The following is a 17,022-nucleotide window of genomic DNA, read 5'->3' as shown; positions in this document are numbered from 1 at the left end:
GTCGGGACCATAGGGGCCCCGCATTCATGACGACAAGGACGATGACATGCAGGAACTTGAGGAGCGAATCCGCCGCCAGGGCACGGTCAAGCCTGGCAATGTACTCAAGGTGGACGCCTTCCTCAACCATCAGTGCGACGTGCGGCTCTTCGACCACATGGGCGCTGAATGGGCCCGCCTGTTCGCTGGACACAAGATCGACAAGATTCTGACCATCGAGGCATCCGGCATCGGCATCGCCTGCCTGGCCGCCCGCCACTTTGGCGACGTGCCGGTGGTCTTCGCCAAGAAGACCCAGTCCATCAACCTTGACGGCGACCAGTACACGGCCCGCATCTACTCCTTCACCAAGCAGCGTGAGTACCCCGTCATCGTGGCCAAGCGCTTCCTCAAGGAGGGCGAGCACGTGCTGATCCTTGACGACTTCCTGGCCAAGGGCAACGCCCTGCACGGTCTGATTGACATCTGCCATGATGCCAAGGTCGTCATCGAGGGCATCGGCATCGCCGTGGAGAAGGGCTTCCAGGAGGGCGGCCGCACCCTGCGCAAAAAGGGCTACAACCTCAAGTCCCTGGCCATCGTGGAAAGCATGGACCCGGACCAGGGCACCATCACCTTTGCTCAGAATCCAGCCTGAGCAGGTCGGCGTCCGGTCCGGGTCGCGGAGATAATACGGTCAGTCCACCTGATGCTCGCTGGTGCCGCCCTCCAGGATGGTCTTCACATCGTTCAGGGAGATGTTGACCATGGCGTTCACGGCGGCATCGGTGTAGAAGCCGATGTGGGGCGAGACCTCCACATTGGGCATGGCCTTGAGGGTCTCCAAGGCCTGGTTGTCGACCTTGGTTCCGCTCAAATCCTTTTCGAAGATGCCGGCCTCCCTCTCGATGGTGTCGATGGCGGCACCGGCGATGGACTTGGTCTGCAGGGCCTTGATCAGTGCCGGGGTGTCCACAATAGGGCCGCGGGCGGCGTTGATCAGGAAGGCCGAGGGCTTCATGGCTTCCAGGGCCTGCGCATTGATCAGATGATGGGTGGTCTCGTCCAGCGGCGTATGAACGGTGACGATGTCGGCCCGCTTCAAAAGCGTGGGCAGGTCCACGTAATCCAGGGTGTCTGCCAGCTCCGGGCGGTGAACCGGATCATTGGCGATGACGGTGGAGCCCAGGGCCCGGAAGATCCTGGCCACGGCCGATCCGATCTTGCCGGCTCCGATGATCCCCACGGTCAGGTTGTGGATCTCGTGGGCCTGAAGCCCAGCCCAGGTATAGTCATCCTTGGCTTCGCGAGCGCTGGCCTCCCCCAGATGCCGAACCAGACGCATGACCTGGGCCAGGACCAGTTGGAGACCGATCGGGGCGAGTAGGCAGGCACGTTGGTGACGACCAGCCCGTTCTCCCGAGCGGCCTGCAGGTTGACGATGTCATAGCCGGTGATGCGCAGGGTCAGCTGCTTGAGGCCGTAGTCCTTGAGCCGCTGGTAGAGCTCCGGCTCGGGCAGGGCTGCGTGCTGCTGGATGACGATGCCGTCGTATCCCTTGATCATGTCCACGGTTTTCATCCCCAGATCGTGGTCGGTGGTGTCCACCTGAATGTCATTGGCTTGCGCCCAGGCCTGAATGGCCTCCTGCTCGTCGGGGCGTACTGAATACATGAGAATGCTGGTCATTTTCTGGTCCTTGGTAACTGTCCTCGTTGATTTTGTTGCTAGATGATGGTTGTGATGATTGCCGAGTGAATCGCCGGAGGGATCAGCCGCGATTTTGAGCGCGCATATAATCGCCGATCCGCTCCACCGCGGTGTGCAGATCCTCCATGGAGGCGGCATAGGAGATGCGGACGTAGCCTTCTCCCCCAGGCCCGAAGCTTGCTCCGGGGATCACCGCCACCTTGGCCTTTCGAGCCAGGTCGTAGACGAAGCTCCAGCTGTCGTGCATGCCCTCGGGCAACCGGGCGAAGATGTAGAAGGCGCCCTTGGGATCGATGACGTCCAGACCGACCTCGGGCAGGGCCTTGACCAGATAGTCCCGCCGCTTGCGGTAGGCCTCGCGCATCGGATCCGTGTCATTCATGCCCTTGGTCAGAGCCTCCTGGGCCGCATACTGGGCGTTGGTGGTCACCGAAGTGATGGTGAACTCGTTGACCTTGCTGAGCTGGTCAATGACGTCGGCCGGGCCAGCGGCGATGCCGACCCGCCATCCAGTCATGGCATGGGACTTCGAGACCCCGCCAAGCACGACCGTCTGCTCGGGCAGAATGGTGCCCATGGACACATGGGTGCCCTGGTAGGTCAGCTCGGCATAGATCTCATCGCTGAGCACGAAGAAGCCGTGCTTGCGCGCCAGCTGGGCCAGAGCCTCCAGATCCTCACGGGCATAGGTCACGCCGGTCGGGTTGGTCGGATAGTTGAGCACCAGGGCCTTGACCGGACCATCGCTGTGTTCGATGGCGGCCTCCAGCTTGTCCGGCCTGAGAATGAAGCCGTCATCGGATGTGTCGACGAAGACGGTCTTGGCGCCGCTCAGCTGGGCGATGGGAATATAGAGAGGAAAGATGGGTGTGGGCAGGATCACCGTGTCGCCCGAGTTGATCATGGCGGTAAGGCCCGAGAAGATGCCCCCGGTGGCCCCGGCCGTAATCACCATCTGCGTGTCAGGGTCGTAGTCCAGCGCGTACTTGGCGTGTAGATAATCGGCCGCCGCCTTGCGCAGACTGGGCATGCCGCGACTCTCAGTGTAATGACTGTGGTTGTCCCGGATGGCCTGGATGCCCGCCTGCTTGACGTGCTCGGGGGTGAAGAAGTCCGGCTCCCCCAGGGTCAGCTTCACGATGCCGTCTATTCCGGCGATCTCCTTGTTGAACTCGAGAATGTCGCTCGGCGCCAGAGCTTTGACCCTGGCATTCATATGATCCGCCAATGTCATTGGCTTGTCCTTTCCCATGCGGTTACTTCAACCATTGTCGCTGGTGCTGCCCTACCGACTATGCGGTGACGATGCACGGGAAATGCTGTCGACGACTGCAGGGCCGGTGGGTTCCGATCCATGCAACCGTTCCTACAAGGCACGCGGCGTCACAGATCGAATCCGTGCCACCAATAGGTAAATCGTGTGCCCTGCATGCTGAAACCTCCTGCGGAATCTACAATCAGCATTGATAGTAAGCGTACAGCGGTGTTTCAACAATCATACGAGCGCGACCATTATTTGACCAAACGCTTGTGTACTGGCAAGCAGCGCAATTCCCTCGATTGCAGAGGTTCGCCTATTCCTCCAACAGACGCATGGCAGCCTGGGAATCCGTAATCAGCACATTGGCATAGCCGCCCAGAAGCGCCGCACGCATGGATGCTATCTTGGAAGGCCCTCCCGCCACCAATATGGAACATGGCTTCTTGCGCAACCGATCAAGCTGTATCCCCACCGTTCTCGCGTCAATGCCATCATCCGCAATGGAGCCGTCAGGAGCTATAAATCGTGAAAGCACATCACCGACAGCCTTATGCTGCAGCATGGTAATCTCTCTGCGGGAGAGATATCCCAGCTTGAAGAGCATGGCATCGTCACGAACGGTTCCGCAGGTAAACACGGCGATATCGGTCCGTTCCCCCTGACGAACAATCTCGTCAATGAAACGATCCTTGAGCACAATATCCCGAGTCAAAGCATTGTCGAAAATGACCGGCAAGGGCAGCACTGTGGTGGTGGTGCCGAAGGCCATACCGAATTTCAGGGCGATATCCGCAGCATAGTTGTTGAAATCGGACGCGGAGACACTCCCCTTCAACTGCACCACCGATACATCCTTGTGCTCATTAGGGCGCAGATGATCGGCTACAGCCTTGAGGGTCCTCCCCCAGCTGATCCCCAAACGGTCGTGATCGCCGACAATCTCCGCCAGATAATCCGCTGTAACCGCGCCTAGTCTATCTCTGATGGCCTCTTCGTCACCGGTCGAATCATATGACAGCCTGACATCTCGCAGGCCGAAAGTCACTTTGAGTTTTCTGGCCAGGGATTGCAAATCAGCATGAGGGTCCGCGATGATAACCCGAACAAGCCCTTCTTGCCTGGCGTAGGCCAGAAGACGCGAAACCGTCGGGCGAGAAACGCCCAGTCTGCGGGCGATGGCGTTTTGACCCAAGCCCTCCTCGTAATACCAGTGACAGACTGTGACAGCTTGATTCCTATGCTGTTCATCGTCGATCATGAAACTTCCTCTTCTCCTAGTCGTGCGGAAACAGCAGCCAATGACAGCGTCAGGTCATGTGATGTTCGAGCTTCAGTTTTTGAACATATGTTCATTTTAGCATTTTACTTCCGTTCATTGACTGTTACAGTGATGCCCACAAGGAGGTAACAATCATGCAGATCAATCGCCTAATCGATCACACGCTGCTCAAGCCGGAGGCAACACTCGCTCAGATCGACCAGGTCATCGACGAAGCCCTGAACAATCATTTCTATTCGGTCATGGTCAATCCCTACTGGGTTTCCCACGTCCATGAGCGGGTCAAAGGTTCGGATGTCCTGACTGCCTGCGTCATCGGCTTCCCCCTGGGTGCCAACACCACAGCCAGCAAGGTCGCCGAAAGCCGGGAAGCCATCGCAAACGGAGCCGATGAGCTGGATATGGTGATCAACATCGGCGAAATGACGGGCGGTCGAGAGGAGCTCGTTGCCAAGGATATTCGTGCAGTCGTCGAGACCGTGCATCAGGCAGGAAAAGTCATCAAGGTCATCATCGAGACAGCTCTCCTTGACGATAAGCAGATCGCGCGGGCCAGCAGGCTGGTGGCCGACGCAGGCGCTGATTTCGTCAAAACATCCACTGGATTCGCCAGCCGTGGTGCCAGTGTGCACGACATCGAAGTCATCAAACAAGCAGTCGGCGACAGAATTCACATCAAGGCCGCCGGCGGCATCCACACCAGGCAAGAGGCTGAGGCCCTGATCAAGGCAGGTGTGGAACGGCTGGGCACCAGCTCCAGCATGGCCATCATCGGCAAGGCCTGACCTCGGCGTCCGGGGGCCGGCCCCCCGGACCGACTCTTATATTCTCGGCACACGCAATGCGGCGGCCACCGAATGCAAACCCAAGGAGGGGTTCATGCAATCAACAACCTTACAGAAGCGTCCAAAAGCATCCTTTCATCCATTCAGACTGCGCGCGCAGGAATTGGATGATGGATACCTGGACAGGACGCCGATGCTCCAGTACATCCTGCTCTCCTGTCTATTCCCCCTTTGGGGAGCGGCCGCCAGTCTCAATGACATACTCATAACCCAGTTCAAGACCATCTTCACCCTGTCCAATGTCGCCAGCGCCTTTGTACAGACAGCCTTTTATCTGGGCTACTTTTTGATCGCCATACCGGCTTCACTCATCATCAAGAAGACCTCATACAAGGTCGCCATCATGATCGGCCTTTCGCTGTACACCATCGGCTGTTCGATTTTCTTCCCAGCCTCGCGCATGGCCACCTACGGCTTCTTCCTGATCGCCCTGTTCGCCTTGGCCTGCGGTTTAAGCTTCCTGGAGACCTCGGCCAACACCTTCAGCTCCCTCATGGGACCTAAGAAGTATGCCACTCTGCGGCTTAACATCTCTGAGACTTTTTACCCGCTCGGCGCCATAGCGGGCATATTGCTGGGCAAATACCTGATCTTCGGTGCAGGCCAGAGCCTGGAAAAGCAGATGGAAGGGCTTCACGGACAGGCCCGCATCGCCTTCGGCGAGCGCGCCCTTCAGCATACGCTGCTGCCTTACAAATACATCATCTTCGTCCTGCTGGTCGCCCTAGTGCTTTTCGCATTGACGCAGTTCCCTTCAGGCAAGCCCAGGGTGGATTCCACCAAGCAGCAGCCTCAGGCGCGCATCGGCGAGACACTGGCCTATCTTGCGCACAATCGCCGCTTCCTTTGGGGAATTTTCACCGAATTCATGTATATAGGAATGCAGACGGCCGTGTGGTCCTTCACCATCAGGTTGGCCATGGAGCTCAATTCCTCGATCAACGAACGCTCGGCATCGACCTTCATGGTCTACAGCTATGCGGCCTTCTTCATAGGCAAGGTGATCGCCAACTTCATGATGAAGTCCATGCACCCCTCCCGGGTCCTGCAGTGGTTCTCGGCATTCGGATTGGCTGCCCTGGTCTACATCCTCCTGGTGCGCAACATGAGCGCCGTCTATGCGGCCATCATCGTCTCGGGCCTGTTCGGACCCTGCTGGGCCACCATCTACTCGCAGACCTTGGATACGGTGACCGACAAACGCCATACGGAAACAGCGGGAGCCATCATCGTCATGTCCATCGTGGGCGGGGCCTTCATCCCTGTAGCGCAGGGATTCGTCGCGGACATCTCGAACATGTCCCTGTCCTTCCTCGTCGATGTGGTCTGTTTCGCGGTCGTCTGCGTCTATTCCACAGCAAAGATGCGCGCTTTCAAGGCTGTAGGCGCTCAGAAAAACCAATGAAAGGAAAACCAATCATGCAACAGCTTCACCTCAATCATGACATGTTCGGCCCTGCCGAGTTCACCCTCTATGGCGACGACGATTTCAAAGCCGTCACCTTCACCTACCCTTCAGGAGTTGAAGCGGTCCGTCTGGAGAACTCCCGCGGCCAGCTCACCGTCCTGCCCTATATGGGCCTGATCATCTGGGATGCGGTCTTCGACTCCATCAGCCTGAAGATGAAGGACATGTTCTCGCAACCCCTTCCCGGCACGGCCATAGCAGATACCTACGGCTGCTTCCAGTTCACGTCAGGACTCCTTGGCGGCGGAACCCCGGCCCCGGAGGACGACTACCAACTCCACGGCGAGGCTCCGACCAGCCGCATGGACAGTGCCTGGCTGGAATTCGGAGATGGGACCATGTCAATACATGGGCAATTTGAATATGTCAAAGGGTTCGGCGACCACTACCTGAGCCGGCCAGCCGTAACCCTGCACGCTGATTCCGGACTCTTCGATATCGGCCTGGAGGTCACCAACCTCTCCAACTATCAGACCATGCCTCTGCAATACATGTGCCATATGAACTACGCCTACGTGCATGACGGGCACATGGAGCAGAACGTGCCTGACGAGGCTTTCCGTCTGCGCCAGACCGTTCCCGCCCACGTCCATCCCACCCCGCAATGGCTGGCCTACAACGAAGAGCTCAAGGCCAGCGGTGATCTGATCAACGACCTGAACGACGAGAGCCACTACGATCCTGAGATCGTCTTCTTCTCCCAGAACCTGACCAAGTTTACGGATGTGGCCGAGTTCCGGCTCCATCTGAATGCCGAACACAACTTCCTGACACGGTTCAGCACGGAGCAATTCCCCATCGTCACCCGCTGGATCCTGTACAACGCCGATCAACAGGTGGCGGCCTTTGCGCTGCCCGGCACCAGCACGCCCGAAGGCCGAGCCGCCGCTGAGAATGCGGGCACCCTGATCCACCTCAAGCCCCGGGAAAAGCGTTCATTCCTGGTAACCACCGGCCTGGAAAGGTAAAGAAGAATATGGCTGACATCACTGTCATCGGTTCCAATATGTATGAGCTGACCACCTTTGTCGATCGCATGCCGGTCGAGGGAGAGACTGTGGAAGCTCCTGAATTCGAGATAGGATTCGGCGGCAAAGGGGCCAACCAGGCCATCGCCGCCGCCCGCTTGGGTTCACAGGTCAGCTTCATCACCATGGTCGGCAAGGACGAATTCGGCAGACAGCAGCTGGAGAACTATCGCAGCAACGGCATCAGCTCCGATGGAATCGGCATCGCCGGTGGAAGCAGCGGCGTGGCGCCCATCTTTGTGGACACCAGCGGCGACAATCGGATCCTGATCGTCAAAGGCGCCAACAAACAGCTCACGCCTGCCGCCCTGGACGATAAAAAAGACCTGATCAAGGGATCGAAACTGGTCGTTCTCCAACAGGAGATCGCCTTGGAGACCAACTACCATGCCATTGAACTGGCAGAGGGCTACGGCGTGCCTGTACTGCTGAACCCTGCTCCAGCAAATGACGATCTGAACATCGACTACGTTTCCAGGGTGGCCTTCTTCGCACCGAATGAGACCGAGCTGGCCACGCTCACAGGAATGCCCACAGGGACATTGGATGAGATCAAAGCCGCAGCACGGAGCTTGGTAAGGCGCGGAGTAGGCAACCTGATTGTCACCATGGGCGGCAAGGGCGCCCTATGGGTCAGCGCCGACCAGGAGCTGCTGGTGCCTGCAGTCACGGTTGAAGCCGTGGATACCACTGGCGCCGGAGATGCTTTCATCGGCTCGTTCGCCCACTACTACACGCAGGGCGAGGATGTGCCAACCGCTCTGGGGCACGCCAACAGATACGCTGCAATCAGCGTCACGCGCCGTGGCACCCAGAAGGCTTATCCAACAGCTGCCGAGCTGAACGACCTCCTGCTGGAAAGGGTGCAGGCATAAGGTATTCGCTATGGTCGCATTGCCAGGCGTGGACGGGTAGACAGCCCTCGTCTGGCTTTTTTATGTCCTTGCAACGAAATGTTGTCATATACTGTGCCTCAAAGAAAAGCAGGAGCCACGATTCACAGACACCAGCCAGAAGGGGTGATAAGTATGACCAATCGAGTGGCGCTGGTCACTGGAGCCACCAGCGGCATCGGGTATGAAACCGCTGGCCTGCTCGCCGATCATGGATACCAGGTATATGCGGCAGGACGACGAGTCGAACGATTGAAGCCACTGGCCGACAAGGGGGTGACGGCCGTGCAGATGGACCTGACCGATTCCGCCTCCATTGAGAAGGCCGTCGCACGAATTCTGCAGAAGGAAAAGCGGGTCGACCTGCTGGTCAACAATGCCGGCTACGGCTCCTATGGCCCAGTCGAGCAGGTTTCCATCGACGAGGTCCGGCGACAATTCGAGGTCAACCTCTTCGGCCTCGCCCGACTGACCCAGCTGGTGCTGCCAGCCATGCGCCGGGCCAGACGCGGCCGGATCGTCAACACCTCATCTATGGCTGGCCGGATGGTCACCTATATGGGTGCCTGGTACCATGCCACCAAGTACGCCCTAGAGGCCTTCAGCGACGCTTTACGCATGGAAACCCGCCCCTTCGGCATCGACGTGGTCCTTATCGAGCCTGGAGCCATCGCCACCAACTGGGGCGCAATCGCCGCCGACCATCTTCAGAAGGTGACCCGCAAGAGTGCCTATCGAAAGTCAGGGTTCCAAGCTGCTGCTGGATTGCGCAAGCTTTACTCCAGCAGGCATTTGACCCGACCATCAACCATTGCCAAGGCCATCGTCCGTGCTTCGACGGTACGCCATCCCCGTCCACGCTACCTTCTGGGCTTCGGAGCCAAACCTCTGGTCGCCATTCATGCCCTGCTCCCCGCCCGTGCCTGGGACTACCTGATGGTCCATGCCAAGGACCTGTAAACGCTAAAACTACGCACCAGAGCAGTGTCTTCATTGAAACCAGATGCGTGCATGAAGCTTAAGCTCCCCGAAGTCAAATACTGTCCCAGCTATTGTGAAATACCAACAGTCTTATTTACCTCGATTTCCTTGCCAAGGCCGGTATTGACCAGGAGAGCCATGCGAACGACGCTGGGTTGGGGTATTGCAAGTACCTTGCCCCGCCTATTCATTGATATTTGGTTGAGTTTCTGACTACCTACAAACAAAGCAATTGCTGTAAGCGCCTTTGAGTATCGGACAGTTATAATCTAATTAATTATCGTCATTTATTAGCGTGCAGCCAGCATGTCCTTCGATAGGGGGTTTCATTGAAGCCTGAAGAATCTGAGCTCAACGCCGATCCGGACTCGCCTTTGGCATTTTTCCTGAACGGAATAAGGAATGGCGTCAATAAAAGCAATGCCGCCATTAAAGACATAGTTCATGCACTGGAACGCGAATCCTCCGGATTCGCCTTGGCATATAAGGCCAGGAATAGTGATTTTCGCCTGGTGGTAGATGCTCCAAAAAATACGCTCGACGCCATCGCCAATGGTGACATCAAGCTGACTGCCGATAGAACAGGCAATACCTTTGCCCAACTTTTGGATCCTAACGGGCGATATGGAAAGAAACTGCCCATCAAGCGCGAGGATTTCAGCGGGGGGATTGATCCCGTTCAAGCGGCGAACGCCATACAACTCAGGGCAATCCAAGGTCAGCTTGAAGACATCGCCCACCAGATTGCAGTCATAGATGTGCGCGTGCAGGAAGTCCTCGAGGGGCAGCAGAGCGATAGGCTCGGCCTCCTGCAGAGCGGCATGCGCCTTTATCTGCAGGCCCGTGAAGTTGATGACGACACTCTGAGAAAGCTCCTTGTGTCTCAGTCCTTACGCGCTCTATCGGACGCAGAGGCCCAGCTCGAGCTGAAGATGGATTCTGACGTGAAATATCTCGCTAATGGCGACTATGAGCATGAAAAAGGCAAACGCACAAAACTCATCGATGAAAGAATGGACAGCATCAACAGTTGCTTTCCTGCCATACACCAGGCGTCGATTGCCAGAGCAGCCATTTTTTGCGAGCAAGGAGAGCCCAAGGCCATGGCGAAATCCCTGGAAACATATTCGCACTTCATAAAGACGACTGTGGGAGACAATGCGGGCCTTCTAGCGGAATGCGATCGCTCTGATACAGGAACAGAACAGGGAATTTGGCGATCTCGAGCCGCACTTCAACTTGATGTTTCCAATCTAAGCGAGGCCCTGGCATTGCCTGAGAAGCACCTGTACCTTAAGGTATCTGATGAAAAGGATGAGAGCCATGAAGAGCGTTAGAGGCTGCACCAACCAGGAATGCGACTCTTACAAAAAGAACGACAAATATAAAAAAGACTATGATTACTGCCCAAAATGCGGCTCAAAACTGATGGCCGTATGCAGATCCCGTGAATGCCACACTTTCATCGATAACCCGGATGGCATTTACTGCGCTCGCTGCTTAGCAAAAAGAAAAGACAGCGCAGATCATGCGAAGAAAAACCTAACCACCATCGGCGGAGGCTTGTTGGCAGCAGGCGGTCTCGTCGCAAAAAACGGTAGGACAATCACCTCTGTTGTAGTGAAAGCAATCAAATTCCTTCCAAAATAAAGGTTCGCGCAAACACGGTATTCATCAAACATCAGCTTTCACAGTTGTCAAAGTACCGCTATACGTATGATTGAACTTATAGGCTCCATAGATTCCAAACACAGAGGTCCGATTTTGTGAAGTCGCCAGACTGTGAAGCTCAACAAGCAGCCAGCAAAGGGTCTTGTCGGATTGGAATGGCATCCTTCCGACAAGACCCTCTGGCTGATTCACAGAATTCCGTTTTTTTCAGGCCTACAGAGCTCGCGCCCCCAGGAGTGCCTGCTCGGCCGCCATAGGGACGCGTCCCAATCCATCCAGACCGACATTGAGCAGGTAGTTGATGCCGTACTTGTTCAGATGGGCCTTGTAATCGTGAATGGTCTGCGGGCTCTTCCAGTTTTGGTCATGATAGGAGAATCCCCAGGAATCGTTGATGGTCCCGGCGGTCTCATAAAGGCCAAGTTTGGAGGGCTTGAATCCTTCGATCGAGTTGTAATCGACATTCCCATCCGAAGTAGCCTTGTCGCTGGCATCCGAATCTTCGGGAATCTCGTTGTCCCCCAGAGAGACGTAGTCGTAACGGCCGTTGCCCAGCCTGGAATTGATCAGGCAGTCGGGCTGCAGACGCTTGACCGTATCGTAAATGGTCTGGCTCTGCTCGTCGCTGAGGGTCATGGGAACATCGAACCAGGCAACCGATATTTCCCCGTAGTTGCTCATGATCTCTTCGATCTGCGGCATGATCTTGTGCTTGAACGCACGCTCGTAGTTCTTCTCCCCTGTGAAGTCCCAACTGTTGTCCCAGGTGGTGCCTGCAGTCTCGATGTCGTTCGAGAGGTATCCGCCCCCATCCGGTTCATGCCAGTCCAGATCCTGCGAATAATAGAGGCCAAATCGCAGACCAGCCTTGCGGCAGGCCAAGGACAGCTCGCCGATCACATCCCTATGGAACGGCGTCGCGTCATAGACGTTGTAGGGATCCACCAACGACCGGTACATGGCGAAGCCGTCGTGATGCTTTGTGGTGACGACCAGATACTGCATGCCGCAGCGCTTGGCCAGGTCGACTATGGCATCAGCGTCAAAATAAATCGGGTTGAAGGCCTGGGTCAGGCGTTCGTATTCCTTGTTGGGGATCTGGAGCTTGGATTGGATCCATTCCGCATAGTTGCTCGACGACTTCCCCTGGTACTCTCCTCCCAGGAGTGAATAGAGACCCCAGTGGATCATCATGCCGTACTTGGCCTGCTTGAACCATTCCACGGTATCGCTCATTATTTACCTCTGTTTCTGTTGATTGACACGAATTGCCATGACCAACCTCAGATGGTCAGCTTGTCCTTCTTGACGACGAAGGCATCGTAAAGGGCCAGAATCACATAGCAGATTCCTGCACACATGATCATGAAACCTGGGTCTTTATTGCCAAGCACCCCGCCCAGAGCCTGGAAGAAGTAAGGAGCCACCAGGGAGCCGATGTTGATGCCGATCAGGATGATCGAAGTGGTCAGGTTCATGGAGCCCTTGGGCGAATAGGCCACCATGCGTGCCGTCAGGGCCGGGTTGATGATGCCGTTGCAGAACCCTGCCACCAGGACCAGAACCAGCAAGATCGGAATGGAGTTGGTGAAGGGCATGGCGATCATGACCACTGCTGTCAGCACCTCGAAGATGAAGACGGTGTATCGTCCGCACCACTTGGCGAGCTGTTCGAAGGCGATGCCGGAGATGATCGAACAGAGCACCAGGAAGCCGAAGATCCTGGTGGCATCAGCTGCAGAGCCTATATGTGAATCGACCATATGGCTGGCCAGCTTCAGGGAGATGGCCGAATAGAAAAGGCAGACGAAGAGGAAGAGAATGGCCAGCTGGATGACGCCGCCGTTGGTGGACGGCTTGATGGAGGTGTCCTCCTCAACCTCCTTGCCGTCCTCCACGATGACTCGGTCAAGCCGCTTGGGGACGAAGAGGGAGACGAGGACAATGGGCACGATCAGGAAGAGGAAGACCAGGTAAGTGGCATGCCAGGAGATGTTGATCAGGAACCCTGCAATGAAGAGCATGATCGAATCGCCGATGGCGCCGACGGAGTTCCTCCAACCCAGGAGCCTGTTCCTGATTTTCTCGGGGAAGACATCAGTGATGTAGGAGACGCTCAGCGGGGTGAAGATGCCCATGCCCACGCCGAACATGGCTCGCGACAGGAAGATGGCCGGGTAGTTGTAGAAGAAAGCAGGGATGACTCCGAAGACCAGGGAGACGATGAGTCCCAAAAGGACCGTGTACTTCTTGCCCAGCTTGTTGGATATGAGGCCGCTGACCACGGTTCCCAGCAGGACGCCGCCTGTGGGGATGACGACCAGCAGCTCGATGTTGGCCTCCGAGATGTTGGAAAAGTACTGCTTCATTAATGGGATTGTCCCTGAAACGGCATTGGAAACCGACATCAGGAACGATATGGACAAGATGCCCAGCATCAAAATCGGTGAACTGGTATTCACCTGTTGCTCTTTCGACTCCATGAAAGTCCCTTCCTCGGAACAGTCATCGCAATCCCTTCGCGATGGCGAGCGATTGATTCACTCATATACTGCAAACAACTGAATTCCATGGACCATCTTGGTCCCAAACTATTTCAAGAGACAATAGTTTGTTAATAGTATATATCAAATTGGAAAGTATACACGCCGAAGGTGTTGCGTCACGCCGAATCAACCGGATCTGCCATCCAGCGATCACCAAACAAATTGTTGGAATTCGGCCCTCTAAGTCAGCCTTAAGGCATGTACACAAAAGCTGATGCTGATAAAGCAATAGGAATGCTGGCAAGACATTCCGAAACAAAAGTATCTTTATTAATTATCATTAATGGAAGAGATAAGGCAGAGGACATCGTTGCTGTCTGCATGCGGGCGAGGTAAGCCCGCTACTGACGGCTGTCCCCTCAGGAGCATGGTCCATCAGCTCGATCATTCATCGACCGGCTGAGGTCTCGCCTGCTCTTCTGCTTTAAAACAGTTTTTGTGCTCCGCCCAAGAGCAGTCAACGACCGTACCGACAGAAAGAACCAAGGAAATGAGTGATTCATCCTCACAGATAGTCAGCCACGATCAGTCCACCTGGGCCTCCATTGCTACATGGCGGATGGCCTATGAAGGGATGGTCAAGTCAAGTTCCAATCTTGAAGAGGGTGGCCAGGCGGGCGATGCTGTCGAGGCGCTTATCCGAGAGGTTGAGGCCAACCCCGATTACACCTCCGTCGGTTATGGAGCTTTGCCCAACCGGGAAGGTGAGATGGAGATGGACGCCGCCTTCATGGACGGGAACAGCATGGCAATGGGCGCTGTGGCCGGCATCCAGCATGTACTCCATCCCATATCAGTGGCCAGGCAGCTGAGCCGGCGCCATACCAGCAGCTTTCTGGTCGGGCAGGGGGCGACCCGTTACGCCCAGGTCAGCGGGTTCGAAATGCGCAATATGCTGACGGATAGGGCCAGAGAGCGCTGGGAGCTGGAAGCCGCCAAGGCCGCAAGACCGGAGTCTGCCGGCCCCTATCGAGGGCACGATACGGTCGGGACCATCTCCTTGGATATGCAGGGTTCGATGGCTGCTGGCACATCAACATCAGGGCTCTTCATGAAGGAACCGGGCAGAGTAGGCGATTCACCCCTACCCGGCTCGGGCTTCTACGTGGACAGCGCCATCGGAGGGGCAGCCGCCACCGGATTGGGAGAAGACATCATGAAAGGATGCCTCTCCTATCGGATCGTCGCCTTGATGGGAAGCGGCTTGAGCCCGCAGGAAGCCTGCGATTCCGCAGTCTACGAATTCGACGACCTCCTGAGGAACCGCTACGGCAAGGTCGGCGAGATCTCTTTGATCGCTCTCAACAGGAGAGGGGAATGGGGGGTCGCCACCAACGTAGAATTCACCTTCTGCATAGCAACGAAGGGCGAACGGATACGCATACTCATGGCCAATCCAGAGGGCAAAGGCGGAACACGAATCGAGCCAGTGACCAAGGAATGGTTGCAGGAATATGAACGCTCGCTGAAAGCGCCCATCAGATGAGCAGTTGCGACACTTGAGCTCTCCTATTGGCTATTGGCGTTCAAGAAGTCGGAAGCTTACCAAATGGGCCGATGAACCATATGACGTATCGACATAAAACTTGTCGGCCCAGATGCTCACTCCCACTCGATGGTTGCTGGAGGCTTCGAGGTGCAGTCCAGAACCACGCGGTTGATGCCCGGGCACTCGTTGGTAATCCGCGTGGAGATAGTAGACAGCACATCATAGGGCAGCCGTGTCCAATCAGCGGTCATGGCGTCCTCGGAGGAGACCGGACGCAGCACGATTGGCGAGCCATAGGTGCGCTCGTCGCCCTGCACACCTACCGAATGCACATTGGCCAGCAGCACCACCGGGCACTGCCAGATCTGCCGATCCAGACCAGCCTTGGACAGCTCCTCGCGGGCGATGGCGTCGGCCTCGCGCAGGGTCTCCAAACGTTCCTGGGTGATCTCGCCGATGATGCGGATTCCCAGACCAGGGCCCGGGAAGGGCTGACGCCAGACGATCTGGTCAGGCAGGCCCAGTTCGGTGCCGATGGCCCGGACCTCGTCCTTGAAGAGGGTGCGCAGGGGCTCGATCAGCTGGAACTTGACGTCCTTGGGCAGACCGCCCACATTGTGGTGGGACTTGATATTGGCCGCTCCGTCTCCGCCGCCCGATTCGACCACGTCGGGGTAGAGCGTGCCCTGCACCAGGAACTTGACTTCCTTGCCGGTCTTGCCGGCCTCCTCAATCACCTGCCGCTGGGCCTTTTCAAAGGTGCGGATGAACTTCTCGCCGATGATCTTGCGCTTGCGCTCTGGTTCGGAAACACCCTTGAGGGCGGTCAGGAAGTCCTGCGAGGCATCCACGGCAATCAGCTTGATGCCAGTGGCGGCTACGAAATCATGCTTGACCTGCTCGGCCTCCCCCTTACGCAGCAGACCATGATCCACAAAGACGCAGGTCAGCTGGTCGCCGACGGCCCTGTGGACCAGAGCGGCCGCCACGGCTGAATCGACGCCGCCCGACAGGCCGCAGATGACCTGGTCGTCTCCCACCGTGCGACGGATCTTCTCCACCTGCTGCTCGATGATGCCCGAGGCGTTCCAGTCCGACGGCAGTCCGGCGCACTGGTGCAGGAAGCGGTCGATCAGGTCCTGCCCCAGAGGGGTGTTGGTCACCTCGGGATGCCACTGGACCCCGTACAGCCCCCGGGAAGGATCCTGCATGGCCGCCACCGGAGCACCCTCGGTATGCGCCAGGACCTCAAATCCCTCAGGCGCACGGTTGACGGCGACGCCATGGCTCATCCACACATCCTGCCTTGCGGGTGAATCCTGCAGGATTCCCTTGGCGCTGTCGATGAGGGCCTCGGTCTTGCCGTACTCCCCCAGGGCCGCCTTGTCCACCTCGCCGCCCAGCTCATGGGCCATGACCTGGAAGCCGTAGCAGATGCCCAGCACGGGCACCCCTGCCTCGAAAATCCTCTTATCTATGGAAGGTGCCCCGTCCACGTAGACGGAGGCCGGGCCGCCGGAGAGGATGACCGCCTTGGGATCCTTGGCCAGCATCTGGTCCAGGCTCATCGAATGAGGCACCAGCTCGGAGTAGACCCCCGCCTCCCTGACTCGACGAGCGATCAGCTGGGCGTACTGCGCACCGAAATCGACCACCAGGACGGGACCCTGTGCCATAAGACTCCTTATATATACGTATGCTGTATCTGCCATGGATGCCCGAGAGCGACGATTCAACGCCCGCGGACAAGTCCAGTATGGTTGCAGTTTTCGACAATGCTACCGTCATTGAGCCCTGGTCGGCACCCCCGGCGGAAATTCAAGTCTGCAAGCAGACAATTCCCTCGCATTTTCTCACAAGAGCGAACACACA

The 17,022-nt window shown here is 57.0% G+C and carries 16 protein-coding genes; 9 read left to right on the top strand and 7 right to left on the bottom strand.

The features are described 5' to 3' along the window. Window positions 1–46: 46 nt before the first annotated feature. On the top strand, window positions 47–637 hold the full coding sequence (locus ACUIAH_RS01740) for a xanthine phosphoribosyltransferase (RefSeq protein ID WP_445341201.1): 591 nt from the start codon (window positions 47–49) through the stop codon (window positions 635–637). Between the two features lie 39 nt (window positions 638–676). On the opposite strand, the gene ACUIAH_RS01735 is transcribed toward ACUIAH_RS01740, so the two are convergent. From ACUIAH_RS01735 to ACUIAH_RS01720, 4 genes are all read right to left on the bottom strand, one after another. After that, window positions 677–1,324 (bottom strand): NAD(P)-dependent oxidoreductase, encoded by a 648-nt coding sequence (locus ACUIAH_RS01735; protein ID WP_445341200.1) that lies wholly within the window; start codon window positions 1,322–1,324, stop codon window positions 677–679. Then, complete coding sequence (locus ACUIAH_RS01730) at window positions 1,228–1,668, bottom strand: hypothetical protein (protein WP_445341199.1); 441 nt, start codon at window positions 1,666–1,668, stop codon at window positions 1,228–1,230. Before ACUIAH_RS01730 ends, ACUIAH_RS01735 begins: the two co-directional genes overlap by 97 nt. Before the next feature lie 82 nt (window positions 1,669–1,750). Then, entirely contained in the window at window positions 1,751–2,923 is a 1,173-nt protein-coding gene (locus tag ACUIAH_RS01725; protein ID WP_445341198.1) for an aminotransferase class I/II-fold pyridoxal phosphate-dependent enzyme, read from the bottom strand. Between the two features lie 340 nt (window positions 2,924–3,263). Beyond that, window positions 3,264–4,208 carry a sugar-binding transcriptional regulator gene (locus ACUIAH_RS01720; protein WP_445341197.1) on the bottom strand — a complete coding sequence of 315 codons (945 nt, stop codon included), beginning with the start codon at window positions 4,206–4,208 and terminating at the stop codon, window positions 3,264–3,266. 155 nt (window positions 4,209–4,363) lie between these two features. Between ACUIAH_RS01720 and deoC the strand changes: the two genes are divergently transcribed. The 7 genes from deoC (at window position 4,364) to ACUIAH_RS01685 (ending at window position 11,094) form a co-directional block, all read left to right on the top strand. Further along, entirely contained in the window at window positions 4,364–5,014 is a 651-nt protein-coding gene (gene deoC / locus ACUIAH_RS01715) for a deoxyribose-phosphate aldolase (protein ID WP_267430489.1), read from the top strand. Window positions 5,015–5,108: 94 nt separating this feature from the next. Then, on the top strand, window positions 5,109–6,479 hold the full coding sequence (gene fucP / locus ACUIAH_RS01710) for an L-fucose:H+ symporter permease (protein ID WP_445341196.1): 1,371 nt from the start codon (window positions 5,109–5,111) through the stop codon (window positions 6,477–6,479). A gap of 14 nt (window positions 6,480–6,493) precedes the next feature. After that, entirely contained in the window at window positions 6,494–7,510 is a 1,017-nt protein-coding gene (locus tag ACUIAH_RS01705; protein WP_445341195.1) for an aldose 1-epimerase family protein, read from the top strand. Between the two features lie 8 nt (window positions 7,511–7,518). Then, window positions 7,519–8,445 carry a ribokinase gene (gene rbsK, locus ACUIAH_RS01700; protein ID WP_445341194.1) on the top strand — a complete coding sequence of 309 codons (927 nt, stop codon included), beginning with the start codon at window positions 7,519–7,521 and terminating at the stop codon, window positions 8,443–8,445. A 153-nt stretch (window positions 8,446–8,598) separates the two neighbouring features. Continuing rightward, window positions 8,599–9,423 (top strand): oxidoreductase, encoded by an 825-nt coding sequence (locus ACUIAH_RS01695; RefSeq protein WP_445341193.1) that lies wholly within the window; start codon window positions 8,599–8,601, stop codon window positions 9,421–9,423. 350 nt (window positions 9,424–9,773) lie between these two features. Next, window positions 9,774–10,781 (top strand): hypothetical protein, encoded by a 1,008-nt coding sequence (locus tag ACUIAH_RS01690; protein WP_445341192.1) that lies wholly within the window; start codon window positions 9,774–9,776, stop codon window positions 10,779–10,781. Continuing rightward, complete coding sequence (locus ACUIAH_RS01685; protein WP_445341191.1) at window positions 10,768–11,094, top strand: hypothetical protein; 327 nt, start codon at window positions 10,768–10,770, stop codon at window positions 11,092–11,094. The genes ACUIAH_RS01690 and ACUIAH_RS01685 overlap by 14 nt, the downstream gene beginning before the upstream one ends. Window positions 11,095–11,328: 234 nt before the next feature. Here the strand turns inward: ACUIAH_RS01685 and ACUIAH_RS01680 are convergent, their stop codons facing one another. Further along, entirely contained in the window at window positions 11,329–12,351 is a 1,023-nt protein-coding gene (locus ACUIAH_RS01680) for an alpha-L-fucosidase (protein ID WP_445341190.1), read from the bottom strand. A 47-nt stretch (window positions 12,352–12,398) separates the two neighbouring features. Further along, window positions 12,399–13,553, bottom strand: a complete 1,155-nt coding sequence (locus tag ACUIAH_RS01675) for an MFS transporter (RefSeq protein WP_445341521.1) — start codon at window positions 13,551–13,553, stop codon at window positions 12,399–12,401. A 598-nt stretch (window positions 13,554–14,151) separates the two neighbouring features. Between ACUIAH_RS01675 and ACUIAH_RS01670 the strand changes: the two genes are divergently transcribed. Next, window positions 14,152–15,147 carry a N(4)-(beta-N-acetylglucosaminyl)-L-asparaginase gene (locus tag ACUIAH_RS01670; protein ID WP_445341189.1) on the top strand — a complete coding sequence of 332 codons (996 nt, stop codon included), beginning with the start codon at window positions 14,152–14,154 and terminating at the stop codon, window positions 15,145–15,147. A 116-nt stretch (window positions 15,148–15,263) separates the two neighbouring features. Here the strand turns inward: ACUIAH_RS01670 and guaA are convergent, their stop codons facing one another. After that, window positions 15,264–16,826, bottom strand: a complete 1,563-nt coding sequence (gene guaA, locus ACUIAH_RS01665; RefSeq protein WP_445341188.1) for a glutamine-hydrolyzing GMP synthase — start codon at window positions 16,824–16,826, stop codon at window positions 15,264–15,266. Window positions 16,827–17,022 lie beyond the last annotated feature (196 nt).

This window comes from Bifidobacterium sp. ESL0820 (genome assembly GCF_052606235.1).
The sequence above is the reverse complement of the archived record's forward strand: the minus strand, read 5'-3'. Positions and strand labels throughout refer to the sequence as shown.

What these genes read in the sequence shown, in the direction of transcription:
- ACUIAH_RS01740 (WP_445341201.1), top strand. Translation starts at nt 47, where the DNA reads ATGCAGGAACTTGAGGAGCGAATCCGCCGCCAGGGCACGGTCAAGCCT.
- ACUIAH_RS01735 (WP_445341200.1), bottom strand. Translation starts at nt 1,324, where the DNA reads ATGCGTCTGGTTCGGCATCTGGGGGAGGCCAGCGCTCGCGAAGCCAAG.
- ACUIAH_RS01730 (WP_445341199.1), bottom strand. Translation starts at nt 1,668, where the DNA reads ATGACCAGCATTCTCATGTATTCAGTACGCCCCGACGAGCAGGAGGCC.
- ACUIAH_RS01725 (WP_445341198.1), bottom strand. Translation starts at nt 2,923, where the DNA reads ATGACATTGGCGGATCATATGAATGCCAGGGTCAAAGCTCTGGCGCCG.
- ACUIAH_RS01720 (WP_445341197.1), bottom strand. Translation starts at nt 4,208, where the DNA reads ATGATCGACGATGAACAGCATAGGAATCAAGCTGTCACAGTCTGTCAC.
- deoC (WP_267430489.1), top strand. Translation starts at nt 4,364, where the DNA reads ATGCAGATCAATCGCCTAATCGATCACACGCTGCTCAAGCCGGAGGCA.
- fucP (WP_445341196.1), top strand. Translation starts at nt 5,109, where the DNA reads ATGCAATCAACAACCTTACAGAAGCGTCCAAAAGCATCCTTTCATCCA.
- ACUIAH_RS01705 (WP_445341195.1), top strand. Translation starts at nt 6,494, where the DNA reads ATGCAACAGCTTCACCTCAATCATGACATGTTCGGCCCTGCCGAGTTC.
- rbsK (WP_445341194.1), top strand. Translation starts at nt 7,519, where the DNA reads ATGGCTGACATCACTGTCATCGGTTCCAATATGTATGAGCTGACCACC.
- ACUIAH_RS01695 (WP_445341193.1), top strand. Translation starts at nt 8,599, where the DNA reads ATGACCAATCGAGTGGCGCTGGTCACTGGAGCCACCAGCGGCATCGGG.
- ACUIAH_RS01685 (WP_445341191.1), top strand. Translation starts at nt 10,768, where the DNA reads ATGAAGAGCGTTAGAGGCTGCACCAACCAGGAATGCGACTCTTACAAA.
- ACUIAH_RS01680 (WP_445341190.1), bottom strand. Translation starts at nt 12,351, where the DNA reads ATGAGCGATACCGTGGAATGGTTCAAGCAGGCCAAGTACGGCATGATG.
- ACUIAH_RS01675 (WP_445341521.1), bottom strand. Translation starts at nt 13,553, where the DNA reads ATGCTGGGCATCTTGTCCATATCGTTCCTGATGTCGGTTTCCAATGCC.
- ACUIAH_RS01670 (WP_445341189.1), top strand. Translation starts at nt 14,152, where the DNA reads ATGAGTGATTCATCCTCACAGATAGTCAGCCACGATCAGTCCACCTGG.
- guaA (WP_445341188.1), bottom strand. Translation starts at nt 16,826, where the DNA reads ATGGCACAGGGTCCCGTCCTGGTGGTCGATTTCGGTGCGCAGTACGCC.